This is a genomic window from Flavobacterium sinopsychrotolerans (genome assembly GCF_900110375.1).
In the GTDB taxonomy this organism is placed as follows: domain Bacteria; phylum Bacteroidota; class Bacteroidia; order Flavobacteriales; family Flavobacteriaceae; genus Flavobacterium; species Flavobacterium sinopsychrotolerans.
In genome coordinates this window covers 278,948-302,622 of the sequence record NZ_FODN01000003.1, presented here as the reverse complement: position 1 = coordinate 302,622, position 23,675 = coordinate 278,948, and the positions used below count along the sequence as shown (strand labels likewise).

General features: G+C 32.9%; 22 protein-coding genes. 15 read left to right on the top strand and 7 right to left on the bottom strand.

Features of this window, described 5'->3' with window-relative positions; all coding sequences use genetic code 11:
• Window positions 1-92: 92 nt before the first annotated feature.
• Window positions 93-1,313 (top strand): sensor histidine kinase, encoded by a 1,221-nt coding sequence (locus BMX64_RS08270; protein ID WP_091169979.1) that lies wholly within the window; start codon window positions 93-95, stop codon window positions 1,311-1,313.
• A 20-nt stretch (window positions 1,314-1,333) separates the two neighbouring features.
• Here the strand turns inward: BMX64_RS08270 and BMX64_RS08265 are convergent, their stop codons facing one another.
• Window positions 1,334-2,071, bottom strand: a complete 738-nt coding sequence (locus tag BMX64_RS08265) for a Dph6-related ATP pyrophosphatase (protein WP_091169974.1) — start codon at window positions 2,069-2,071, stop codon at window positions 1,334-1,336.
• 102 nt (window positions 2,072-2,173) lie between these two features.
• Between BMX64_RS08265 and BMX64_RS08260 the strand changes: the two genes are divergently transcribed.
• Entirely contained in the window at window positions 2,174-4,237 is a 2,064-nt protein-coding gene (locus BMX64_RS08260) for a M1 family metallopeptidase (RefSeq protein WP_091169970.1), read from the top strand.
• 100 nt (window positions 4,238-4,337) lie between these two features.
• On the opposite strand, the gene BMX64_RS08255 is transcribed toward BMX64_RS08260, so the two are convergent.
• Window positions 4,338-4,859, bottom strand: a complete 522-nt coding sequence (locus BMX64_RS08255; protein WP_091169967.1) for a DUF7935 family protein — start codon at window positions 4,857-4,859, stop codon at window positions 4,338-4,340.
• Window positions 4,860-4,990: 131 nt separating this feature from the next.
• Between BMX64_RS08255 and BMX64_RS08250 the strand changes: the two genes are divergently transcribed.
• The 4 genes from BMX64_RS08250 (at window position 4,991) to BMX64_RS08235 (ending at window position 10,071) form a co-directional block, all read left to right on the top strand.
• A complete protein-coding gene (locus BMX64_RS08250) occupies window positions 4,991-5,758 on the top strand; it encodes a sulfite exporter TauE/SafE family protein (RefSeq protein WP_091170197.1) in 768 nt (255 codons plus the stop codon).
• A gap of 422 nt (window positions 5,759-6,180) precedes the next feature.
• Entirely contained in the window at window positions 6,181-8,517 is a 2,337-nt protein-coding gene (locus BMX64_RS08245; RefSeq protein WP_091169962.1) for an ATP-dependent helicase, read from the top strand.
• Between the two features lie 83 nt (window positions 8,518-8,600).
• On the top strand, window positions 8,601-9,221 hold the full coding sequence (locus BMX64_RS08240; protein WP_091169958.1) for an L-threonylcarbamoyladenylate synthase: 621 nt from the start codon (window positions 8,601-8,603) through the stop codon (window positions 9,219-9,221).
• Window positions 9,222-9,513: 292 nt separating this feature from the next.
• A complete protein-coding gene (locus tag BMX64_RS08235) occupies window positions 9,514-10,071 on the top strand; it encodes a hypothetical protein (protein ID WP_091169955.1) in 558 nt (185 codons plus the stop codon).
• Window positions 10,072-10,145: 74 nt separating this feature from the next.
• On the opposite strand, the gene BMX64_RS08230 is transcribed toward BMX64_RS08235, so the two are convergent.
• Window positions 10,146-10,742 (bottom strand): RsmD family RNA methyltransferase, encoded by a 597-nt coding sequence (locus BMX64_RS08230; RefSeq protein WP_091169951.1) that lies wholly within the window; start codon window positions 10,740-10,742, stop codon window positions 10,146-10,148.
• Window positions 10,739-11,548 carry a DUF3822 family protein gene (locus tag BMX64_RS08225; RefSeq protein ID WP_091169947.1) on the bottom strand — a complete coding sequence of 270 codons (810 nt, stop codon included), beginning with the start codon at window positions 11,546-11,548 and terminating at the stop codon, window positions 10,739-10,741. Before BMX64_RS08225 ends, BMX64_RS08230 begins: the two co-directional genes overlap by 4 nt.
• Before the next feature lie 164 nt (window positions 11,549-11,712).
• Here BMX64_RS08225 and BMX64_RS08220 point away from each other — a divergent pair, with 164 nt between their 5' ends.
• The 4 genes from BMX64_RS08220 (at window position 11,713) to kdsB (ending at window position 15,770) form a co-directional block, all read left to right on the top strand.
• A complete protein-coding gene (locus tag BMX64_RS08220) occupies window positions 11,713-13,134 on the top strand; it encodes an ATP-dependent DNA helicase (RefSeq protein WP_091169943.1) in 1,422 nt (473 codons plus the stop codon).
• Window positions 13,135-13,232: 98 nt separating this feature from the next.
• Window positions 13,233-14,063, top strand: coding sequence for a 4,5-DOPA-extradiol-dioxygenase (ygiD, locus tag BMX64_RS08215; RefSeq protein WP_091169940.1), 831 nt, complete (start codon window positions 13,233-13,235; stop codon window positions 14,061-14,063).
• 77 nt (window positions 14,064-14,140) lie between these two features.
• Complete coding sequence (locus BMX64_RS08210) at window positions 14,141-14,995, top strand: AbiJ-NTD4 domain-containing protein (protein WP_167543042.1); 855 nt, start codon at window positions 14,141-14,143, stop codon at window positions 14,993-14,995.
• A 49-nt stretch (window positions 14,996-15,044) separates the two neighbouring features.
• On the top strand, window positions 15,045-15,770 hold the full coding sequence (kdsB, locus tag BMX64_RS08205) for a 3-deoxy-manno-octulosonate cytidylyltransferase (RefSeq protein WP_091169937.1): 726 nt from the start codon (window positions 15,045-15,047) through the stop codon (window positions 15,768-15,770).
• Here kdsB and BMX64_RS08200 read toward each other — a convergent pair whose 3' ends face one another.
• Both BMX64_RS08200 and BMX64_RS08195 read right to left on the bottom strand, forming a co-directional pair.
• Complete coding sequence (locus tag BMX64_RS08200; RefSeq protein WP_091169934.1) at window positions 15,771-16,481, bottom strand: potassium channel family protein; 711 nt, start codon at window positions 16,479-16,481, stop codon at window positions 15,771-15,773.
• A 104-nt stretch (window positions 16,482-16,585) separates the two neighbouring features.
• Entirely contained in the window at window positions 16,586-17,251 is a 666-nt protein-coding gene (locus BMX64_RS08195; protein ID WP_091169930.1) for a spermidine synthase, read from the bottom strand.
• Between the two features lie 61 nt (window positions 17,252-17,312).
• On the opposite strand from BMX64_RS08195, the gene BMX64_RS08190 reads away from it, so the two are divergent.
• Window positions 17,313-17,867 carry a 1-acyl-sn-glycerol-3-phosphate acyltransferase gene (locus BMX64_RS08190; RefSeq protein WP_091169927.1) on the top strand — a complete coding sequence of 185 codons (555 nt, stop codon included), beginning with the start codon at window positions 17,313-17,315 and terminating at the stop codon, window positions 17,865-17,867.
• Between the two features lie 102 nt (window positions 17,868-17,969).
• On the opposite strand, the gene BMX64_RS08185 is transcribed toward BMX64_RS08190, so the two are convergent.
• On the bottom strand, window positions 17,970-18,446 hold the full coding sequence (locus BMX64_RS08185) for a helix-turn-helix domain-containing protein (protein ID WP_091169921.1): 477 nt from the start codon (window positions 18,444-18,446) through the stop codon (window positions 17,970-17,972).
• A gap of 311 nt (window positions 18,447-18,757) precedes the next feature.
• Between BMX64_RS08185 and BMX64_RS08180 the strand changes: the two genes are divergently transcribed.
• The 4 genes from BMX64_RS08180 (at window position 18,758) to BMX64_RS08165 (ending at window position 23,674) form a co-directional block, all read left to right on the top strand.
• The gene (locus BMX64_RS08180) at window positions 18,758-19,912 is read left to right on the top strand and encodes a M14 family metallopeptidase (RefSeq protein WP_091169916.1); all 1,155 of its coding nucleotides are present in this window, start codon (window positions 18,758-18,760) and stop codon (window positions 19,910-19,912) included.
• A gap of 76 nt (window positions 19,913-19,988) precedes the next feature.
• Window positions 19,989-20,468, top strand: coding sequence for an Lrp/AsnC family transcriptional regulator (locus tag BMX64_RS08175; protein ID WP_072943262.1), 480 nt, complete (start codon window positions 19,989-19,991; stop codon window positions 20,466-20,468).
• Window positions 20,469-20,560: 92 nt separating this feature from the next.
• A complete protein-coding gene (locus BMX64_RS08170) occupies window positions 20,561-23,146 on the top strand; it encodes a phosphoenolpyruvate carboxylase (RefSeq protein WP_091169913.1) in 2,586 nt (861 codons plus the stop codon).
• Between the two features lie 12 nt (window positions 23,147-23,158).
• Window positions 23,159-23,674, top strand: coding sequence for a DinB family protein (locus tag BMX64_RS08165; protein ID WP_091169908.1), 516 nt, complete (start codon window positions 23,159-23,161; stop codon window positions 23,672-23,674).
• Window position 23,675 lies beyond the last annotated feature (1 nt).

Sequence of the window (23,675 nt, the reverse complement as noted above, 5' to 3'; positions counted from 1 at the left end):
TCTATAAGTATATAGATCAATACGTTTTAAGACTGGATGAACAGGATGTTGAATAAAGTATTGAGTTAATAAGCATAAAAAAGACCCCAAAAATGATTGTACCAGAAAAGTATATCCATGAACAGAAAAGAATTAAATCATTGGAATCCTATTCTATTTTAGACACCCTTCCAGAAGCAGACTATGATAATTTGACCTTGATTGCATCACAAATTTGCGGAACCCCAATTGCTCTTATCACTTTTGTTGATGAAGAACGTCAATGGTTTAAATCGCATGCAGGATTAGATATTTCAGAAACTCCCAGAGATTATTCTTTTTGTGCTTATGCAATTAATGACCCCAAAAATGTTTTCATCATTCCGGATGCCAGAAATGATATTCGTTTTCATGATAATCCTGTAGTTGCCGGCAAACCCAACGTAATTTTTTATGCCGGTGTACCTTTGACAAATGAAGAAGGGCTGCCACTTGGAACCATATGTGTAATTGATCACAAACCAAAAGTTTTGTCTCCTGCTCAAATTCGTTCATTAAAAGCACTTTCTGAACAGACGATGAAATTATTGGAATTGAGATTGAATAAAATTCAATTAGAAAAAACAATGGAAGCCTTGGAAAAAAAGAATCTGGAGCTGGAACGATTTGCTTACATCGCTGCGCACGATTTAAAATCTCCTTTGGCTAATATATCTGGGTTAACCGATTTTTTTATTGACAATTATAATGAAACAATTGATGAGGAGGGAAAAGAGATTATTAATTTAATTAAAAGTTCTTCGTCTAAGTTAAGAGATATGATTGACAGCCTGTTATCTTATAGTAAATCGAGTGTGACAAAAAAAGAAAATAATACCAAAATCAGCCTTTCAGTATTAGAAAAAGAACTGTCCAATCTTTTTATTTTCAAAAATAACTGTTCTATTACTTTCAAATCGAATGTAAGTTCTGTGTACACCAATAAAACTGCGATTGAGCAAATATTGATTAATCTCGTTACAAATGCTATAAAGTATAACGATAAAGAAAATATTGAGATTGAAATTGAAATAATTGAAGAAAATGGCTTTTATAAAATTGCTGTTAGCGATAATGGGCCGGGAATTTCAAAAGAATATCATAAAGTTATTTTTGAAATATTCGAAGTTGGTTCAACATTAGATCGATACGGTTTAAAAGGAAACGGAATAGGTCTAGCTACGGTAAAAAAGATAGTGGAAGCTTTAGACGGTACTATCGATATCGAGTCTGAAATGGGAAAAGGATCAAAATTTATATTCACGCTAGCTCGAGAAATAGAACTAGTGGTCTAAGTGTTTTCTTTTTAGAGAAACTATTTTGATACCAAATCACAATACCAAAATCCGAAATCAAAGGCATATGAAGAACTTGTATCGCAGGCGGTATCTGAGGAATCTTCTTTTTCTGGTTTTTCGTATTTTCGGTACACGATTTCGCCGATTTCAAAATCAATTGGTTTTGAAAAAATGGGTCCGTCAAATGTGAAGGTGTGAAATTCACCGTTTTCGCCACAAACATCTATATTTTCAGGTAAATCATTGATGAAATTTTGGTCAATCACACGACCTACAAAGCTTTTATCCAAGAATCGTTCGTTTACGCAAACTACAATTGTTTTAAAACCTAAAGCTAGGAATTCTTGAATGATTTCGTGAGTTGGGATTTTCCAAAGCGGAAAAATACCTTCAAAACCTATTTCGGCCAATTTATCTTCACGGTATTTACGTAAATCTTCCAGAAAAATATCACCAAAAATAGAATGTGTTACGCCTTGGTTTTTTAGTTTATCCAATGTTTTGCGCATCACATTTTCATAGACTTCCATCGTGGGCATTTCGGGAATTTGCATGATTTCAAGCGTTAAGCCAATGCTTTCTGCTTGTTGTTGCAATAATTCTACTCGTACGCCATGCATCGAAATGCGCTGATACTGTTGGTTTACACTCGTAAGTAAACAGTTAATTTCGAATTCAGAATTTTGTAATGTTTTATATAAGGCAAGCGCAGAATCTTTGCCGCTGCTCCAGTTAAATAACGCTTTCTTTTTCAATGTAATTTTCTTGTAATTTCTGGAGGTAAACTTACAAAATTAGTCGGATTAGTTTGGGAAACCTTTGTAACTTTGGAAATCGCAGTATTAAATACCCTAATAATGAAATACCTATTCTTTTTTATTTCCACGTTCACATTTGCCCAACAAACCCAATTTGTAGATTTTAAATCGGTTTTAGGAAAAATTGTAGTAAATCCAAGTGAAAAAACAGTTTCTGGAGATGTCGATTATGATTTTGACGTTTTTAAATCCATTGATACCATTAAAATTGATGCACAAAATATGGAATTTTCAGATTTGAAATTGAACGGGAAATCTATTAAATTTCTCAATACACAAAAACAATTACAAATTGTTTTTCCGTTTAAAAAAGGAAAAAATAACCTGACTTTTAAATATTTGGCTAAGCCAAAACAAACAATGTATTTCGTTGGCTCGGCAGCAAATGACAATTTACAGATTTGGACGCAAGGACAAGGAAAATATACCAGTCATTGGTTTCCGAGTTTTGATGATGTGAATGAGAAAGTGGTTTTCAACTTGAATATAGGATTCAATAAAGACTATCAGGTAATTTCAAATGGAATTTTGAAATTTAAATCAGGACTTGATGGACTTTCAGTTTGGCAATACCAAATGCAAAAACCAATGAGTTCATATTTATTGATGCTTGCTATCGGAAAATTTGAAAAAATCAGTCAAAAATCTAAATCCGGAATTCCTTTAGAAATGTATTTGGAACTAAAAGACGCAACTAATTTTGAACCAACCTATAGAGATTCAAAACGGATGTTTGATTTTTTGGAAAAGGAAATAGGAGTGAAGTACCCTTGGGGAATTTACAAACAAGCGCCAGTTCGGGATTTCTTGTACGCCGGAATGGAAAATACATCAGCAACGCTTTTCAACACGCATTATGTGGTCGATTCTACAGGTTTTGAGGACAGAAGTTACACAAATGTCAATGCGCATGAATTAGCGCATCAGTGGTTTGGGAATTTAGTCACTGCCGAAAGCGGAAAACACCATTGGTTGCAGGAAGGTTTCGCGACCTATTATGCGTTGCTGGCTGAAAAGGAAATTTATGGAGAAGATTATTTTTATTCCAAATTATATGAGTCGGCATCACAATTAAAATACGCTTCCCGAACGGATACGATTCCTGTTTTGAATGCCAAAGCCAGTTCATTGACTTTCTATCAAAAAGGCGCTTGGGCACTTTTTGTTTTACACGAAGAAATAGGTGATAAGGCGTTTAAAAAAGCGGTTAAAAAGTATTTGAAAAAACAGGCGTTTCAGAGTGTGAATACGGACGATTTCTTTGCTGAAATCAGAAAAGTATCAAGATATGATTTGGATAATTTTAGTAAAGTATGGCTTGAAGATGCCTTTTTCAACACGCAACAAGCCAATAGTTTATTGCTTAAAAACAAATCAATTCACGTGCTGTTTGAAGTCGATAAATTAAAAAACAAACCGTTTTCAGAGAAAAGAGATTTTTTGGAAAAAACAATGCAATCTGACGTTTATTTTTCGGTAAAAGAAGCTATTCTGAATCAATTGAAAAATGAAAAATGGGAGGATAAAAAGAGTCTTTTTATTTTAGCTTTGGAAACTAAAAATGTGCAATTACGCCAAACAGTTGCAGCAGCATTGAATGAAATTCCGGAGAGTTTTAGAACGCAATATGAAACTTTATTAGAGGACAAATCGTATCAAACACAAGAACTGGCGCTGTATAATTTATGGAGTAATTTTCCAGAGCAACGCATTCAATACCTTGAAAAATCAAAATCTTGGATGGGTTTCAATGATTATAATTTGAGAACTTTGTGGCTGTCTTTAGCACTTTCAACGCCAAATTATACGGTTGATAAACAAGCTTTGGAAACCGAATTAATGCAATATTCATCAATTGATTATGAAGCGAATACCAGACAAAATGCTTTAGAAAAATTGCTTGCTTTCAAAATAATAAATCATATTGTTTTGAAAAACCTTGTAAATGCTACCACGCATCACATGTGGCAATTCACTAAATTTGGGAGAGATAACATTAGAAAACTACTTAAAAATCCTGAAATGAGAGTTTCTTTCGAAAAAATTGTCCCGGATTTAAATGAAGCCGAACAATTTCAATTGAACCGATTATTGAAAGAATAAGTTTTGAATTAATACAGATTTAATAACCGCTAATTCACTAATTTCAAAAGATCATTCTTGTAGAAATTAGTGAATTTTATTTTTTTGTAACGTTATATACTTACCACATTTGGCTCACTTCATTTTTGATGTAAGCTAAAGCCGCATTGCTAGGAGATTGTTTTTCCATCAAATCACTTAAAAGTACTTCACGTAATGAATCGGCATTATCCACACGATCACTCATATTCGCTTTTCGAATCATTTGAATGGTGCTATTTTTTGCTGTGACAATGATCGTCCAACATTCGTCTGACATATATATTTGCTGCGTTAAATTATGCTCATATTCCTGTTCGATTTGTGCAATTATCAAATTTTCGTAATCATTTTTATCATTAGAAATAGGAGCAATCCGAATCAATAATTTAGTAGGATTGATGCGTTCCATAAATAAAACCATGCGTTCATAGGCCTGCAAACGCAGTGGTAAAGCGTCTTTTTGAGCTTCTTTTTGCAACAACCAGCGTCTGGTATTTTGTTGGTCTTTAAAATAAGAGTTGAACAAATAATAAGCTACTCCTCCGGTAATTAATGAAGGTATAGTATAGGCCAGAATTTCTATGATTTTTGTTGAATCCATTTTGTTGTTAAAATTTAAAAAGCAAAAATATACTTTTTTGAGTACAAATCAATTTCTATTTAATAGCAATAAATGAAACCGAATAGTATTTTTGCTCATCGTAACAGCATTACTTAAAATTGAATATCATAATGGAGACTTATGTTCTGGTTTTACTTTGTTTAGCGGCCTTTGCTGCAGGATTTATTGACGCAATTGTGGGCGGTGGTGGATTGATTCAAACGCCAATGGGATTGATTTTGTTACCCAATCTTCCTGTTTCAACCGTAATTGGAACTTTGAAAGTTCCTGCTTTTAGTGGTACTTCCTTTGCTGCATATCAATATCTGAAAAACGTAGATATGAACTGGAAACTATTGTCGATAATGATGCTTTTGGCATTTCCTTCGGCATTTTTGGGTTCAACTTTGTTGACGTATGTAAGTAATGATTTTATGAAACCGTTATTGCTGGTTGTTCTTTCTTTTTTAGTGATTTATACCTACGCTAAAAAAAATTTCGGGCAGCACATTGAAAAAAATCATTCCCCGAGAACTCAAATTTGGAATGCTGTCGGAATCAGTTTTGTAGTTGGGTTATACGATGGATTTATCGGACCGGGAACCGGAAGTTTTTTGGTAGTGGCTTTTATTGCCATTATGGGTTTCGATTTTCTGCATGCTTCCGCAAATGCTAAAATGGTGAATCTGGCGACAAATTTTGGTTCTATTTGTTTGTTTATTTTAAAAGGGAAAATTATATGGGCAATAGCACTGCCAATGGCTGCCAGTAATGCGCTGGGTGGCTGGATAGGTGCAAAATTGGCCATTAATAAAGGAAATAGCTTCATTCGGGTTTTCTTTTTGGTTGTCGTTGTAGGAACCTTAATCCGCTTTGCGTATGATGTATTTTTTAAATAATTTTTTAATACATTATCAGCTAAATTTTGTCTCTTATTTAATTACTTTTTCTTTAAAGTCCGATTAATTTTAATATTACAGCGATATGTGTTAAACATATAAGTCATATAAGTTTTTAGTTTGAATAAAGACAAGTAAAAACCGATAGTTCATTTAGGCAAGCAGATAGCCTTACGAAGAAATATTCAGCTTATATTCCCTTTTAAATCAATTATTTGAAAAATTAGTTTCATTAACTTATATGACTTATATGTTTAAAATTAAATGCTGTTTATTTAAAAATACAGTGTTAAAATAGCATTAGAGCGAACTGATATTCCGTATCTGGTTCCACAAATTAAGAACGGTTTTTTAGCTTCATATAAAAGTATAATTATACATCTTTAATGCTTATTTTTGCATAGAATTCTATAAAAATTTCCATGCACAAATATATCGATCAACTTAATGAAGCCCAACGCGAACCCGTTCTCCAAAAAGACGGACCCATGATAATTATTGCGGGTGCAGGTTCCGGAAAAACGCGGGTGTTGACTATTAGAATTGCTTATTTGATGAGTCAGGGTATCGATGCGTTCAGTATCCTATCGCTTACATTTACCAACAAGGCGGCTCGTGAAATGAAAAAACGTATCTCGGATATCGTGGGTGCGGGTGAAGCAAAAAATCTTTGGATGGGGACATTTCACTCGGTTTTTGCTCGAATTTTGCGCTCGGAAGCCGAACATCTTGGATATCCTTCCAACTTTACCATATATGATTCTCAGGATTCGTTGCGTGCCATTTCCGGGATCATCAAAGAAATGCAATTGGATCGAGATGTGTACAAACCAAAACAGGTTTTAAGCCGAATTTCAAATTTCAAAAACAGTTTGATTACTGTAAAAGCCTATTTCAATAATCCGGAGCTACAAGAAGCGGATGCGATGTCTAAAAAGCCTCGAATGGGTGAGATTTATCAAAATTATGTGGATCGATGTTTCAAAGCAGGCGCCATGGATTTTGATGATTTATTATTAAAAACAAATGAATTACTTACTCGCTTTCCTGAAGTTCTGGCCAAATATCAAAACCGTTTCCGCTATATTTTGGTGGATGAGTACCAAGATACCAATCACTCTCAGTATTTAATCGTTCGAGCATTATCAGATAAATTTCAGAACATCTGTGTGGTTGGTGATGATGCGCAAAGTATCTATGCGTTTCGTGGTGCTAACATCAATAACATCCTTAATTTTCAGAAAGATTATGAAGGCGTAAAAACCTTTAGATTGGAACAAAATTACCGTTCTACAAAGAATATTGTTGAAGCTGCAAACACGATTATTGATAAAAATAAAGTAAAACTGGACAAAATAGTTTGGACTGCGAATGATTTTGGTCCAAAGATAAAAGTCCACCGCAGTTTAACAGATAATGAAGAAGGCCGTTTTGTTGCTAGTACTATTTGGGAGCAAAAAATGCAAAGTCAGTTGCCTAATGGCGCTTTTGCTATTTTGTACCGTACCAATGCACAATCCCGCGCAATGGAAGATGCGTTGAGAAAAAGAGACATTCCGTACCGAATTTATGGCGGACTTTCATTTTACCAAAGAAAAGAAGTGAAGGATGTTTTGTGCTATTTGCGATTGGTTATTAATCCAAAAGATGAAGAAGCTTTGGTTCGGGTAATCAATTATCCGGCACGTGGAATTGGGAATACAACTATCGAAAAACTGACTATTGCAGCCAATCACTACAAGCGATCGATTTTTGAAGTCATGCAAAACATAGAACGAATTGATTTAAAATTGAATTCAGGAACCAAGCAAAAACTCCTCGATTTTGTTACGATGATTCAGAGTTTTCAGGCTATAAATGAAAACCAGGATGCGTTTTATCTGGCTGATCATGTTGCCAAAAAAACAGGATTGATTCAGGAATTAAAAAAAGATGCTACTCCGGAAGGAATGGCTAAAATTCAGAACATTGAGGAATTATTAAACGGAATCAAAGATTTCACCGATGGCCAAAAAGAAGTAGATGGAGCTCGTGGCGCTTTGTCTGAATTTATGGAAGATGTGGCTTTGGCAACGGATTTAGACAAAGATACAAGCGATGAAGATCGTGTGGCATTGATGACGATTCACTTGGCTAAAGGATTAGAGTTTCCACATGTTTTTGTGGTGGGAATGGAAGAAGATTTGTTCCCAAGTGCCATGAGTATGAGTACGAGAAGTGAATTAGAAGAGGAACGACGCTTGTTTTATGTAGCTTTGACCCGAGCAGAACACCAAGCGTATTTAACGTATGCACAGTCACGCTACCGTTGGGGGAAATTGACCGACAGTGAACCTTCCCGTTTTATTGAGGAAATCGACAGTCAATATCTGGAATATATGACACCTCCTGAAAATAATTACAGGTACAAACCGATGATTGACAGCGATATTTTTGGAGATGTAGATAAGTCTAAATTGCGTCTGGCAAAACCAGCGAATGGAACTCCTCCGACCAAATATAGTTCAGATAATGAACCAAAAGCAGAGATAAATATTCGTAAATTGAAGCCTGTCAGCAATAATACTGCTTCAGGAAGTGCTAATTTATTTGATAATAAACTCGTTGCCGGGAATATTGTAATGCACGAACGTTTTGGTAAAGGCGAAGTTTTAAACCTTGAAGGAGTAGGAGCAGATAAAAAAGCCGAAATCAAATTTGAAGTTGGCGGAATCAAAAAATTACTTTTGCGTTTTGCGAAACTGGATATTATAGGATAAAAATTTGTTTCAAGTTTAAGAATTAAAGTTGTCAGTTAAAAGAACTTTAAGCCTTAAACATTTTAAACTTTAAACTAAAAAAAATGGCTCAATTTATAAAAATATACGAAGACAAACCCAATGAAGCTGCAATTGCTAAAGTGGTTAAGGTTCTAAAGGAAGGAGGTTTGGTGATATATCCAACGGATACGGTGTACGGTTTGGGATGTGATATTACCAATACAAAAGCGTTGGAGCGAATTGCAAAGATCAAAGGAGTGAAGCTCGATAAAGCTAATTTTTCCTTCGTTTGCCATGATTTAAGTAATATCTCTGATTATGTGAGACAAATTGACACAACCACTTTTAAAATCTTAAAAAGAGCATTACCGGGACCATATACCTTTATTTTACCTGGAAATAATAACTTACCTAAGGAATTCAAAAAGAAAACGACTGTCGGAATAAGGGTTCCTGATAATGCTATTGCTTTAGAAATTGTAAAGTTGCTAGGGAATCCTATTGTTTCTACATCGATTCATGATGATGATGATGTGATAGAATACACCACTGATCCGGAACTTATTTTTGAGAAATGGCAAAACTTGGTTGATTTGGTAATTGACGGTGGATATGGTAATAATGTTGGATCTACTATTATTGATTTATCGGGTGACGAACCAATTGTAGTGAGAGAAGGAAAAGGAAGTTTAGATATTTTGTAAAATTTAAATTTTTGGCAAAATATTTGCTGAATTAATATTAATTTTTATATTTACCTAAAATTAAAATACTTACTGATTATTAATGATATACACATGCTATTCTTAATTATATTTAATTGGTTGTTAAAGAAAAATTAAGGATACATAAAGGGCAGGTCAATTGACCTGCTTTTTTATGCAAAAAAAGCAATGATTATAAAAAAGATAAAATTCTGACAAATTAGAATTTAATTATTATGTTTGCTCCGGATATAAATCAAATGATATATCGACAACCTAATAATAATTATACATGCAATTATCAGTATTTAAAAACGGTAAAGCAGCTATTTTATCTGTTTTTATTTTAATAACAATTTCACATTCAAACGCACAAGAAAAACCAGCAGTAGCAAAAAGTCAATTTAAGATAAATGTGTTGCTTCCGGGATTTGTTTACGAACATGGTTTAAGCGATAAAAATACGCTTTACTCGGAATTGAGTTCAGGTTACGGATATACATCAAATGGTTTTGGTAAAACATGGACCTTTTATCCTTACATTAATGAACAGTTTCGTCATTACTATAATTTAGAGAAAAGAGCTGAAAAGGGAAAAGTTACTTCCCATAACTCAGGAGGATTTGTTGCTATGTCCGCTTTTTATAATTTCAGATCAATTTCTACAAATGATAACTTTTCAACCGAAAATGCATCGATTACTTTAGCACCGGTTTGGGGTTTTCAACGAACATACAAAGGGAATTTTAATCTTGATTTGAATTTAGGTGTTGGTTATAATTTTGACAAAAACGACAGTGATTTAGTACCGGTTTTAAACTTTACTTTGGGTTGGGTAATTGGCAAATAGTTGCTTTAAATGGTTAGTAAAAACAGAAAAGCCTTGTAATTACAAGAGCTTTTCTGTTTTATATTCTATCAAGATTATTCTTCTTCACCATCATTTTGGTCTGATTCGTTTTCAGAATCTTCTGAATCATCAGCTCCAATTTCGAAGAAACTAAAAATGGAACCTCCGTAACTTTTCTGGAACGAAAAGTGAATCATGTGATCCAGTTTGGTATATTTCGAATGTTCGATTACCATCATTCCGTCTTCACTAAGCAATTCTTTTTCGAAAACTAATAAGATAATTTTTTCGAAAGTTTTTTGGTCCAAAGCATACGGTGGATCTGCAAAAATAATATCGTAGGACGTTTTACATCTTTCTAAATACGTGAAAACATCACTTTTTGTGGCGGCAATATTAAAATCATATTCGGCTGCGACTTGCTTGATGAATTTCACACAGCCAAAATCACCATCAACTGATGTGATTGGAGTACAGCCTCTTGATGCAAACTCGTAACTGATATTTCCTGTTCCTGCAAATAAATCTAATACTTTAAGTCCCTCAAAACTGAAATGGTTGTTCAAAACATTGAATAATGCTTCTTTAGACATATCGGTTGTGGGACGAACGGGTAAACCTTTTGGTGGAAAAATGCGTCTTCCTTTGTATTTTCCTGAAATGATTCTCATGAGTTGAAAAGTATAAAATGATTTCTGTTTTCGGCCTCAGAAAAATAATTGTTCCATCGCAAATCTTCCACATCAATAAGGGAAACGTTACGAATGTATTTGTAAGCGATTTTGAAATAATCACTTTCGGTATTAACATTTCCGATTAATTCCAATGCGAAGTTTTCGGGATTTAAGTTCAATTGCTCTGCCGTGAATAAGATGTAATACAAGAAATCTTCCGGCGTGTTGTAATCGAAAGAATTGAAAAGTAATAAATTTTGGTTCTGAACCACAATGATTTCAAAATGACCTGTATTAATATGTACAAACATTTTTTTCTCATCCTTATTTTTGGAGGCAACCAAAAGTTTTGAAACCAAAATACTATTCGCATGTTTGTAATCGAAAGCTCCAAATTGGTCAATAAAAAAATTATTGATATTCACATACGGAATATAAACCGCATTCATTTGATAGTTTGGAATTTCATCAAAAGCGAAAAAATCAGTTTCAAAAACTTTAGTGTTGTATTGCAAATAACTGCCTAAAAAGTTTTCGTCAAATAACGGTTCCGGAACAAATGTTGAAAGATTATTATTGTGAATCACTAGAATTTCATCATAGGAATTCTTTAATTCTGGATGATTGTTGAAAGCATCAGCAAACAAATCTTCAATTTTTGTAGCCTTGTGAAAGGTATCAAAATGCACTTCGTTGAATGAAATTACGGTATTATTTAGCGTGTCAAAACAACAAAAAGAAAGTCCTGTCAAGGAAACTTGAATGGAAAGTTTTTTATATTTTTTTTCGGCTATGTTTATCATACTATTGATTTTTTCAACAACGCAAACTTACAAATTTAAAAATCAATTTCATTATCAATATCACTCACAGTGGCAAAAAAACAATAACAGTATTTGAAAATTGAAATTGCTATTGACCTTGAAATTGAAAAAACATTCTTTACTTTGCAATCAAATAACACGAAATGAATTCCTCCCTGTTTTATAGTCTTTTACAAAAAAAATTCCCTTTTCAACCCACGTATAAACAGGATATTTTTTTTCAAAAAATTGCTATTTTTTTGACTGAAATCGATAATAGAACCATTTTTGTTTTAAAAGGATACGCAGGAACTGGAAAAACAACTGTGATTTCTACGATTGTAAATAGTTTATTAGACATTAATAAAAAATATGTTTTGCTGGCACCAACGGGTCGTGCGGCTAAAGTAATTGCCAATTATTCGAACAAACCGGCTTTTACAATTCATAAAAAAATATATTTCCCCAAGAAATCTTCCGGTGGTGGCGTTTCGTTTACGTTGCAACAAAACAAGCATAAGAACACTATTTTCATCGTCGATGAAGCTTCTATGATTTCTGATACTAACTCTGATTCTAAGTTATATGAAAACGGTTCTTTATTAGATGATTTGATTTCATATGTATATTCTGGAACCAATTGCAAAATGATTTTATTGGGAGATACGGCTCAGTTGCCTCCGGTGAATTTAGATATTAGTCCCGCACTGGACATTCGCACTTTGGGAATGAATTATGATAAGGAAGTAGAACATATTGAGTTGGATGAAGTGATGCGTCAGGAAGAAAATTCAGGGATTTTGCATAATGCAACGGAGCTTCGGGAATTATTGAAGGATTCCTTTATTGATGAATTCAAATTTGATCTTAAAAAATTCAAAGATATAGTTCGGTTGACCGATGGGTACGATATTCAGGATGCCATCAATTCCGCCTACAGTAATTATAGTATAGAAGACACCGCTTTTATTGTTCGTTCCAATAAAAGGGCGAATCAATACAATGAGCAAATCAGAACCAAAATCCTAGACAAAGAAAGTGAATTGTCCACAGGTGATTTTCTGATGGTGGTGAAGAACAATTATTTTTGGTTGAAAGATTCCGATGAAGCGGGTTTTATTGCCAATGGTGATATTATAGAAATATTGGAAATTTTCAATATCAAAGAATTGTATGGTTTTAAGTTTGCCAAAGTAAAAATTCGAATGATCGATTACCCCAATCAGATTCCATTTGAAACGGTATTATTAATGGACACCATAAAAAGCGAATCACCATCGTTGACCTATGAAGAATCCAACCGATTGTATCAGGAAGTGTTGAAAGATTACGAAGGCGAAACCAAATTCAAACAATTCCAAAAAGTGAAAGCCAACGAATATTTCAATGGTTTGCAAGTTAAATTTTCGTATGCAATAACCTGTCATAAGTCCCAAGGTGGTCAATGGAATACGGTTTTTATAGAACAACCGTATTTGCCTGATGGAATCAATCGAGATTATATTCGCTGGTTGTATACTGCAATGACCCGAGCCAAAAATAAATTATATTTGATAGGATTTAAGGATGAGAATTTTGTGGAGTAAATTTGATAAACATATAAGTTATTTAAGCTAAAATTAAAGAAAAACTTAAATGACCTTATATGACTTATATGGTTCAATAATTTTAAAATAGTCTGGTTATGAATACTTTAAATGACCTACATAAAATTTCAAGCTCTTTTTCAAATACTGAAAAAATGCCGGTTTTATTTTTGGGACACGGAAGCCCGATGAATGCCATAGAAGAAAATCAGTTTGTGATGGGTTTTCGAAATTTGGCTAAAACGTTACCGCAACCAAATGCCATTTTGTGTATTTCGGCGCATTGGTTTACCAAAGGGACAAAGGTTACCGCAATGGAAATGCCTAGAACGATTCACGACTTCGGCGGTTTTCCGCAAGCATTGTTCGATGTGCAATATCCTGCAAAAGGAAGTCCAGAATTAGCATTAGAAACCAAACAATTGTTGACTCCGGTAGAAGTAGAGCTGGACGAACATTGGGGTTTGGATCACGGAGCTTGGAGTGTTATTAAACATTTATATCCCGAGGCGAATTTTCCCGTGATTCAGTTGAGTATTGATTATACAAAATCTGGACAATACCATTTTGATTTGGCTCAAAAACTAAGTGCTTTGCGTACCAGAGGAATCTTGATTGTAGGCAGCGGAAACATTGTTCATAATTTGGGATTGGTCGATTATCGCAATTTCGAAAAAGATAATTATGGTTATGATTGGGCAATTGAAGCAAGATCAACAATTAATGATTATTTATTGGACGGGAATTTTCAACCATTGATTGATTTTGAAAAACAAAGCAAGGCGTTTCAATTAGCGATTCCTACGCCAGAACATTATTTACCTTTAATTTATACTTTAGGACTAAAAGGAAAATCCGAAGAACTCAGTTTGTTTAATGATAAGTTATTGGCGGGTTCGTTGAGTATGACTTCAGTGAAGATTATGTAGGATAGATTTGTGTAAAAAATCTTATATTTGTGAAATAATTTTTGAATTTAGTTTACGAAAAAATAAACATATAAATAATGAGATTTTCACAAAGAATAGGTAAAACTTCAGTTAGAGATTCCATACAAATAGAATCAATTGATGAAAAATTAGAAAATAGACTTTGGAATACTATTCAAATTAATTTTTTTGACGTAATTGGTGTTAATTTTCATCATAAAATTGATAACGATTCTGATATAGGACTTGTATTTAATTCTATTTGGCAAGAATTTTTCGAAAACAGAGCAGATGAAATTCCTAAAAATCAGCAAAGAGATATATCTGCTCGAGAATTTGTTGGTTATATAAAAGATTGGTTTTTTAAATCTAATTGGTTTGAAAAATATGATTTTTTAGAATTCCTCTCTAAAATAGATATTAATTATTTAAAGATAGAATTTGATGTAAGGTGTAATAATTCTCTAAAAAAAGAAATGTCAGCTTATCGTCTAGTAGATGGTCATATTGTACAAATTACTTCCGAGGAAGAAATAGTCGAAATAGAAGATGCACTTGTAAATTCATCTAAATGGGAGCCTGTAAACACTCACTTGAGTACGGCAATTGAATATTTTTCTAATAGAAAAAATCCAGATTATAGAAATTCTATTAAGGAATCAATTTCAGCAGTAGAATCTTTGTGTAAAATCATCGTAGGGAATAATAGTACAACACTTGCTCCTGCATTAAAAATAATTGAGGAAAAATATAAAGTTCATGGTGCTTTGAGAAGTGCTTTCACAGCCTTATATGGCTATACTAGTGATGCTGGGGGAATTAGACATTCATTATTGACTGACGATATAGAAGTTAGTATGGAAGATGCTAAATTTATGTTAGTTTCCTGCTCAGCATTTATTAATTACTTAAAAGTAAAGCTTGAAAAATAATCCTTTTCGACTTAGTGCCTTTATGGCAAATTAAAATAAATAGATAAAAATGAAAATAATAGCAGTCATTCCCGCACGTTATGCTTCGACACGATTTCCCGCAAAACTAATGCAGGATTTGGGAGGTAAAACGGTCATTTTAAGAACTTATGAAGCAGCCATAAACACGCAATTGTTTGATGATGTTTTTGTGGTAACAGATTCCGATTTAATTTATGACGAAATCGTTTCTCACGGTGGAAAAGCCATCAAGAGCATCAAGGAACACGAATCAGGAAGTGATCGAATTGCGGAAGCAGTCGAAAATTTAGACGTTGATATTGTAATCAATGTACAAGGAGACGAACCATTTATCGATGCGGAACCGTTGGCAAAAGTCATTGAAGTTTTTAGAAACGATTCGGATAAAAAAGTAGATTTGGCTTCGTTGATGCGCGAAATTACTAATGAAGACGACATCAATAATCCGAATAATGTAAAAGTAGTGGTGGATCAAAACGGATTTGCATTGTACTTTTCACGTTCGGTAATTCCGTATCCTAGAGAGAAAAATGTGGGCGTTCGCTACATGCAACACATCGGGATTTATGCTTTTAGAAAACAAGCATTATTGGATTTTTACAGGTTACCAATGCAATCTTTGGAAGCATCCGAAAAACTGGAGCAATTGCGCTATCTGGAATTTGGAAAACGAATTAAAATGGTCGAAACGACACATGTCGGAATCGGAATTGATACTCCGGAGGATTTAGAAAAAGCCAGAAAAATGCTGTAATTATTCCAGATTTTCATGATCGAAATAGCCTTTCGTTTTTACTTTGGTGGAAAAGAAATTCAAGAAAAGCACAATGAAAAACAGAAACAGTAAGGCTTGTGTAGTAACTAGAAATTTCCCTATTGGTGTAATGGGATGGTAGTCGCCATAGCCTATGGAAGAGGAAGTTACAATGCTGAAATAAATCGAATCAAACCAATGGAAAAACGGTCTGTTCATGTAATTTCCAACAGAATAAAAGACGGCGTACGCAAATGCAATCTCTAAATAGTTAAAGAAAAGCAGCAACATGGATCTCTTGTATGAGCGTGGTTTTGAAAATAAATCAGATGCAAATATCAGTGTTGGAATGTAAAAAACAGTTTCCAAAAACACATATACAAGAATCCAAATAAGCCATTCTTGGTTTTGCCAGTGATTTACTAATATCACTATTGGAAAAATCACTTTTAATAAAACATAAAAGTCTAACGCTAAATCTTGGTATTCAACTCCTTTTTTGCTGGCCCAATATTTAATGTAAATTCCAGGGAAAAGTAATTGGGAAGAAGCCAACATTAAGCGCACGATTTTTTCAATTCCATTATCTTCCTGATGATCGTTATTCCAAATGGATTGAATATTTTGTATCCGTTTTTGAATAGGATTAAATTTGGGCTGAAAACCTTTTGATGTTTTCCCCAGAAGTAATTTTTTTAAAACTTTTTTCATTCCAACAATGTGTTAAATAATGGTGTGTAAGAGTACAAAATAATTATGTCGCTTTAAGACTATTGGATTGCAAATTTTTAGAAATAACATTTTCGCATCATTATTTAATTCATTTTTTCGATTACAATCAATTCATTATGAATTTCAACTCTAGGAATAGTTTTTATTTGAAATTCACTTTTGAAAAACTCGGAGACGTATTTTTTATTTCGTAGATTTTGGCTTTCATTCAGTAACATGGTATTAAAAAGAATAAAACCATGACTTTTTAAAAGAAAACAAATTCTATTGATGAAAAAAGTTTCAAATAGAAAATTAGGCATTGTGGTATCTTGGAAAACATCAATAATAATTAAATCGTATTTAGCTTTGGTTTTCAAAACAAATTCGAAAGCATCATCAATCACAATTTCGAGATTTTTCACTTCATCCAATTTAAAATAGGTGTTGGCTATTTTAATTATTTCGGGGTCGATCTCAACTCCGGTAATTTTTCCTTTGTATTTTATTTCATCCACCAACGTTTTGATAACGCTTCCGCCTGCAACTCCCAAAACAAGAATATGTTTCATGGGAACTATCTTTTCGAAGCCAATATTTTTTAACCCCAATCTTAAAATACGTTGTAAACTGCCATACGAATAATTGGCATTTTCCGAGTCTAAAACTAATTCACCATTTGCCCAAGTGACTTCAATCGATTTGCTCAATGAAGATTTTGTTTCATAAATTTTTATTGGAATGAGATAACTGAATATTTTTTTAATCATTATTGGCAGTTTTACTCAAAAATAAGATTTAAATTATTTATTTTGTGTGAAATAAGAAAGAATGAAGAAACAATTTTACAAATGGATATTTTTCAGGCTCATGGGATGGAAAATAGTTGGAGGAATAGATGCTAATATAAAAAAATGCGTCATGATGGTGATGCCGCATACAAGTGCGCATGATTTTTATTTGGGTATTTTCACCAGAGGCATTACCGGATTAGAAATGAATTGGGTGGGTAAAAAGGAATTGTTTCGTTTTCCTTTCGGATTTTATTTTAGATATATGGGCGGCGAACCACTGGACCGTTCTGGCGGTTTGAATAAAGTGGATTCTATCGCTGCTATTTTTCAAAGGAAAGAAATTTTTCGTTTGGCTGTTGCTCCAGAAGGAACCCGTGAAAAAGTTACCGAACTAAAAACAGGATTTTATTATATCGCTTTAAAAGCAAATGTTCCTATAATTCCTGTCACATTTGATTTTGGAAGAAAAGAAGTGAACTTAGGAAATTCAGTTTCACCAACTGGAGATATCGAAAGTGATATGGCAGTTTTGAAGAAACACTATAATGGTGTCAAAGGTAAAATTCCGGAAAACGGATATTCATTTGAATAAATAACAGTGTAAACAATAAATTCAGTTTATCGTAAAAATAATTGTTACAGCAAAATAATGTATAAGAACCCCAATTCGAAATTCCGAATTGGGGTTCTTTTTTTAATCGGGAACATAACTTTTAAAAGTTCCATTTTTATAAAAAATAACGATTTTATCTATTTCAGTAGAATCGGATTCTTTAGCGCTATTTTGATTTTCTATTTTTTTTGTTTCCAATGCAGGAATCGGATTTGGAATTTTTATTTCGGAAAATAGATTCTCAGGAATTATATCAGCAGAAGGTGGAGCAGGAATATTTTGTTTTACAACTTGCTCAACATTGTTTACTGTTTTATCAAACTGCTCCGAGTTTTTAGGAAAAGTTCCTTTTCCGTTCAATATCCAATACAAATCTACATCAGGAAAAACCTCTAATATTTTAAGAATAAAATCCAAGCTAGGTTTGTTTCTTCCTGAGAGTAGGTGAGACAAACTGGAGCGCTGTACACCAATTTTATCCGCAAAAGAAGAAGCATTCAAGCTGTAGTAATCCAGTATGATTTCTAATCTTTTTATAAAATCCTCGATGTTTACCATTGTAAATTATTGATATGAATTAACTATTTACAAATGTAATCAAAAGTTATCAAATAACCAATATTACAAGTGTAAATAGCATTTATTATACTAATTAACATAAAGTATAAGATAATGTGATTAATTATAAGTGATTGATAGTATGTTAATTAGATACTAATTAATTATTAGATAACATTTGTTAACCGCAAGTAGTAAAAGGACTCACTTAAAAGGCAAAGATGTGTTTACAGGATTGAAATAGTTGAAATCTTATTTGTTTACAAATGTAAATATAAAGATGTTTACTTTTGTAAATCAAATAAAACAGCATGGATTTAGAACAATTATTCAGTCAATATAAAGAAGAAACTATTCACGGTCGTTACATTACTTTAGATTCTATTGAACCGTTATTACAAAAATTAAATACCAATAATCAACTTCAAATTATTGGAAAATCAGTTTTAGGAAAGTCGATTTATTCGTATGAAATTGGAGAAGGTAAAACTAAAATTTTCCTTTGGTCACAAATGCATGGTAATGAAAGTACGACTACAAAGGCACTATTTGATTTTTTGAATGTGTTGCAAAGCGGTTCACAATTAGCACAACAATTATTAAATACTTTTACTTTTTGCAGTATTCCAATGTTGAATCCTGACGGTGCCACATTATATACCAGAGAAAATGCTAATAAAGTTGATTTAAATCGCGATTCGCAAGCGCTCACACAGCCAGAAAGTAAGATTTTAAGAGAAGTTTTTGAATCTTTTAAACCAGATTATTGCTTTAATCTTCATGATCAGCGCACTATTTTTGGCGTAAGCGATACGGGTAGTCCGGCTACATTATCATTTTTGGCGCCTTCTTATAATGAAGAAAGAGAAGTAAACGAATCGAGATTAAAAGCTATTAATTTGATTGCGAGTATAAATGAAGAGCTTCAGAAGTATTTACCAAACCAAATTGGCCGTTTTGATGATTCTTTCAATATAAACTGTATTGGTGACACGTTTCAATATTTGGGAGTTCCAACATTATTATTCGAAGCTGGTCATTTTGCAAACGATTATGAAAGAGAGGAGACGCGCAAATATGTTTTTATGGCGTTAGTGTCTAGTTTTATCACACTTAGCGAAAACGTTATAGTTAGCAACGGAATTGACAAATATTTGAATATTCCTCAAAATAAAGTCGTTTTTTATGATTTTATGTATAAAAACACCAAAATAAATTATGATGGTATCGAAATAATCACCAATTTTGCAGCACAATACAAAGAAGAGTTAATTGAAAATCAGATTTGTTTTAATGCTTATGTTTCACAGATAGGCGATTTAGAAAATTGTTTTGGTCATTTTGAATACGATGCTGAAGGAGCACTTTATAAAGATGATTTTGATTCAATTCCTAAATTAAACCAAAAAGCTGATTTTTATTTAGATAATAACATAAAAATTGTTAACGGAATGATAAAAATATAATATTTTTGTCTTTTTATTGTTTTTATGTATATTTTTATACTTTGTTAAAGCAATTAATAATATTAATTAAAGAGTTATGAGTAAATTTCGTTTAGATGAAGTAGATCACCAGATTTTAGATATGTTGATAGACAATACAAGAGTTCCATTTACGGATATTGCAAAAAAATTATTGATTTCTGCAGGAACTGTCCATGTCAGAGTTAAAAAAATGGAGGATGCCGGTATCATAATGGGATCTTCATTAGTGCTTGATTATGACAAATTGGGATATTCTTTTATCGCTTATGTTGGTGTTTTTCTAAACAATACGTCTCAAACAAAATTTGTTTTGGAACGAATAAATGAAATTCCTTTTGTAACCGTAGCTTCTGTTACTACTGGGAAATTTAATATCTTTTGTAAAATTAGAGCAAAGGATACTAAACATGCTAAAGATGTTATCTTTATGATTGATGATATTGATGGAGTTTACAGAACTGAAACGATGATCTCGCTTGAGGAAAGTATAAATGATAAGAAGCGGTTGATGCATACTATTTTTAAAAATATGTAATTAATCTTGAATGCGCTATATATAAATATAACCTCAAGTTAATTCTTGGGGTTTTTTTATGAGAAATTAACTAAACCAACTACAACTAAACTATGTACACACTACCTAAAATTGAACGTTTTAATCAGGATGTTCTTTCTAAATACAACATTTACAATAGTGTATTTATTACATTGCCATTTCAATCCATAGATAACACTGGAGCTTTACTGCCTTTATTTACAGATATTTGCGATACAGGATTTAAAAAACAAGAAACTCCAAAAGAGATTGTGAATTTTTTTGCTGGAAGGTATTTGCACAATGCTTCGGAATCAGAGAAAATTGATATCATGTTTCGTTTTATCCAATATATCGAACGCCAGATTGTTCTGTTTGATGCTATTGAAGATGCTGCGTTTCCGGTTGTTAATAACATGGAAGGAAGAGGGTCGTTGAGAGATATAAAGGAAAAGTCAGATGCAAAAGACAAAGAAGACGAATTGGTTGATTTTCTGGAAGATTTCAATGTAAGAACGGTTTTGACTGCACATCCTACACAGTTTTATCCAGGCGCTGTGCTTGGAATAATCAATGATTTGACAGAAGCGATTCGAAAAAATAATCTACTTGACATTAAGCAATTACTGGCTCAATTGGGTAAGACTCCTTTTATTCAAAATGAAAAACCAAATCCTTTTGATGAAGCGGTAAGTTTGATTTGGTATCTGGAAAACGTTTTTTACCAAACTTCCGGTGAGATGGTGCAGTACCTACAAAAGAATATTTTTAACGGTAATTCCATAAAGAATCCATTGATTAAACTTGGATTTTGGCCTGGAGGTGACCGTGATGGAAATCCATTTGTGACTACTGAAATAACTTTGAAAGTAGCAGAACGTTTGCGAACTTCGATTTTGAAATGTTATTATATCGAAATGCGAAATTTAAAAAGAAAGCTAACCTTCTCAGGAGTTGATACTTTGGTTACTGAACTGGAACAAAAACTGTATAGGTCTGTTTTTTATTCTAAAGGAGAAATTTTCATCACTTTAGATGAATTCAAATCACAATTAAATAAAATAAAACAGATAATTATCGACCAGCATCAATCGTTGTATTTAGATGAATTGGATGCGCTATTGATAAAAGTCAATTTATTTGGATTTCATTTTGCTTCCTTAGATATTCGTCAGAACAGTAAAATTCATGATTCAGTTTTTAAAGATATAGTGGATTTTTATTTAAAAACGGATACCTCTGTTTTTCCTGAAAACTATTTTGAATTATCAGAGGAAGACAAATTTGCAGTATTGTCAAATACAAACGGAAATCTGGATGCTGCAGTATTTTCAAATGAAATGACTCGTTTGACAATAGAATCCATTCAGGCGATTAAAACAATTCAGGAAAATAATGGTGAATTTGGTGCAAACCGATACATAATAAGTAATAATGAAAGTGCACTTAATGTGATGGAAACTTTCGCATTATTCCGTTTGAGTAATTGGGAAGATCCATCTGTTGATATTATTCCGCTTTTTGAATCGGTTGATGATTTGCAGAATGCGCATGAAATCATGGAAAAATTATATACGAATCCCGCTTATGCAACACATTTGAAGAATAGAAATAACAAACAAACCATCATGCTTGGTTTTTCTGACGGTACAAAAGACGGAGGATATTTAATGGCGAATTGGAGTATTTATAAAGCCAAAGAAGAACTTACTGCAATCTCCAGGAAATATGGCGTAAAAGCAATTTTCTTTGATGGTCGTGGAGGTCCGCCTGCTCGTGGAGGTGGAAAAACACATAAATTCTATGCTTCTTTGGGTCCAAATATTGAAAACAATGAAATTCAGGTTACAGTGCAAGGACAGACTATTAGCTCGAATTTTGGAACGCTAGATTCATGCCGATATAACTTAGAAAATTTATTAAGTGCTGGTGTAACGAATCAAGTTTTTAGTAAAGGAGAGAATGAATTGACTTTGAACGAAAAAAATATATTGGATCAATTGGCAGGCTTTGGTTATGAAAAGTATTTGAGTTTCAAAAATCATCCTAAATTTATTCCTTATTTGGAACAAATGAGCACGTTGAAATATTACGCTAAAACGAATATTGGAAGCCGACCATCCAAAAGAAGTAAATCGGAGCATTTAGATTTCGCTGATTTGCGAGCGATTCCTTTTGTGGGTTCCTGGAGTCAGTTGAAGCAAAATGTACCTGGATTTTTTGGTGTTGGTACGGCGCTTAAACATTTTGAAGATACAAATCAATGGAATAAAGTTCAGGATTTATATGATAATTCTATGTTCTTTAAAACCTTGTTAGAAAATAGTATGATGTCATTAGCAAAATCATTTTTCCCACTGACAGCTTACATGAAAAAAGACCCACAATTTGGTGCTTTTTGGCAAATTATTTATGACGAATTTTTAGAAACAAAACGATTGCTTTTGAAAATTGCTGGTCATAAGGAACTGATGGAAAATTATCCTGATGGTAAAGCATCAATACAAATAAGAGAGCGTATTGTATTGCCATTGTTGACAATACAGCAATATGCTTTATTGCGAATAAATGAATTAAACAAAGAGGCTCAACCAGATGAAGCGTTAATAAAAGTGTACGAAAAAATAGTGACTCGTTCTCTTTTTGGAAATACAAATGCTAGTAGAAACTCTGCTTAAACGATAAAAAAAATGATGTCAACACAATTGCCAACAAATGAATATGCTCCTTTTTATGCTCCTTATGTAAACGCTTTGGGAGACGTAAATTTGATCGAAGAATTAGAAATTTCATTGTATGATTTTATCCGTTTTGTTCAAAATATCCCAATGGATAAATTTGATTATAAATATGCAGAAGGGAAGTGGGATATCAAAGAAATTATTCAGCATGTCATAGATACCGAGCGTATTTTTGCGTATCGCGCCTTACGTATTTCCCGAAATGACCAAACGCCTTTACCAGGTTTTGATGAAAATGATTATGTAAACAATACTCAAGCTACCAATAGAAGTATTCAAGATTTGCTAACTGAATTTTCAGCTGTGCGACATTCGAATTTGTTTCTTTTCAAAAGTTTATCAGACGAACAATTAAAGAGAGTTGGAATGGCTTCGAATGCAGCTGTATCGGTTCGTGCGATCGGTTTTATTATGATCGGGCATCAAAAACACCATCAAAAGGTTTTTCAGGAAAGGTATTTGTAAT

Coding starts and splice junctions, on each gene's coding strand:
- BMX64_RS08270 (WP_091169979.1), top strand. CDS start 93: ATGATTGTACCAGAAAAGTATATCCATGAACAGAAAAGAATTAAATCA.
- BMX64_RS08260 (WP_091169970.1), top strand. CDS start 2,174: ATGAAATACCTATTCTTTTTTATTTCCACGTTCACATTTGCCCAACAA.
- BMX64_RS08255 (WP_091169967.1), bottom strand. CDS start 4,859: ATGGATTCAACAAAAATCATAGAAATTCTGGCCTATACTATACCTTCA.
- BMX64_RS08250 (WP_091170197.1), top strand. CDS start 4,991: ATGGAGACTTATGTTCTGGTTTTACTTTGTTTAGCGGCCTTTGCTGCA.
- BMX64_RS08245 (WP_091169962.1), top strand. CDS start 6,181: ATGCACAAATATATCGATCAACTTAATGAAGCCCAACGCGAACCCGTT.
- BMX64_RS08240 (WP_091169958.1), top strand. CDS start 8,601: ATGGCTCAATTTATAAAAATATACGAAGACAAACCCAATGAAGCTGCA.
- BMX64_RS08235 (WP_091169955.1), top strand. CDS start 9,514: ATGCAATTATCAGTATTTAAAAACGGTAAAGCAGCTATTTTATCTGTT.
- BMX64_RS08230 (WP_091169951.1), bottom strand. CDS start 10,742: ATGAGAATCATTTCAGGAAAATACAAAGGAAGACGCATTTTTCCACCA.
- BMX64_RS08225 (WP_091169947.1), bottom strand. CDS start 11,548: ATGATAAACATAGCCGAAAAAAAATATAAAAAACTTTCCATTCAAGTT.
- BMX64_RS08220 (WP_091169943.1), top strand. CDS start 11,713: ATGAATTCCTCCCTGTTTTATAGTCTTTTACAAAAAAAATTCCCTTTT.
- ygiD (WP_091169940.1), top strand. CDS start 13,233: ATGAATACTTTAAATGACCTACATAAAATTTCAAGCTCTTTTTCAAAT.
- BMX64_RS08210 (WP_167543042.1), top strand. CDS start 14,141: ATGAGATTTTCACAAAGAATAGGTAAAACTTCAGTTAGAGATTCCATA.
- kdsB (WP_091169937.1), top strand. CDS start 15,045: ATGAAAATAATAGCAGTCATTCCCGCACGTTATGCTTCGACACGATTT.
- BMX64_RS08200 (WP_091169934.1), bottom strand. CDS start 16,481: ATGAAAAAAGTTTTAAAAAAATTACTTCTGGGGAAAACATCAAAAGGT.
- BMX64_RS08195 (WP_091169930.1), bottom strand. CDS start 17,251: ATGATTAAAAAAATATTCAGTTATCTCATTCCAATAAAAATTTATGAA.
- BMX64_RS08190 (WP_091169927.1), top strand. CDS start 17,313: ATGAAGAAACAATTTTACAAATGGATATTTTTCAGGCTCATGGGATGG.
- BMX64_RS08185 (WP_091169921.1), bottom strand. CDS start 18,446: ATGGTAAACATCGAGGATTTTATAAAAAGATTAGAAATCATACTGGAT.
- BMX64_RS08180 (WP_091169916.1), top strand. CDS start 18,758: ATGGATTTAGAACAATTATTCAGTCAATATAAAGAAGAAACTATTCAC.
- BMX64_RS08175 (WP_072943262.1), top strand. CDS start 19,989: ATGAGTAAATTTCGTTTAGATGAAGTAGATCACCAGATTTTAGATATG.
- BMX64_RS08170 (WP_091169913.1), top strand. CDS start 20,561: ATGTACACACTACCTAAAATTGAACGTTTTAATCAGGATGTTCTTTCT.
- BMX64_RS08165 (WP_091169908.1), top strand. CDS start 23,159: ATGATGTCAACACAATTGCCAACAAATGAATATGCTCCTTTTTATGCT.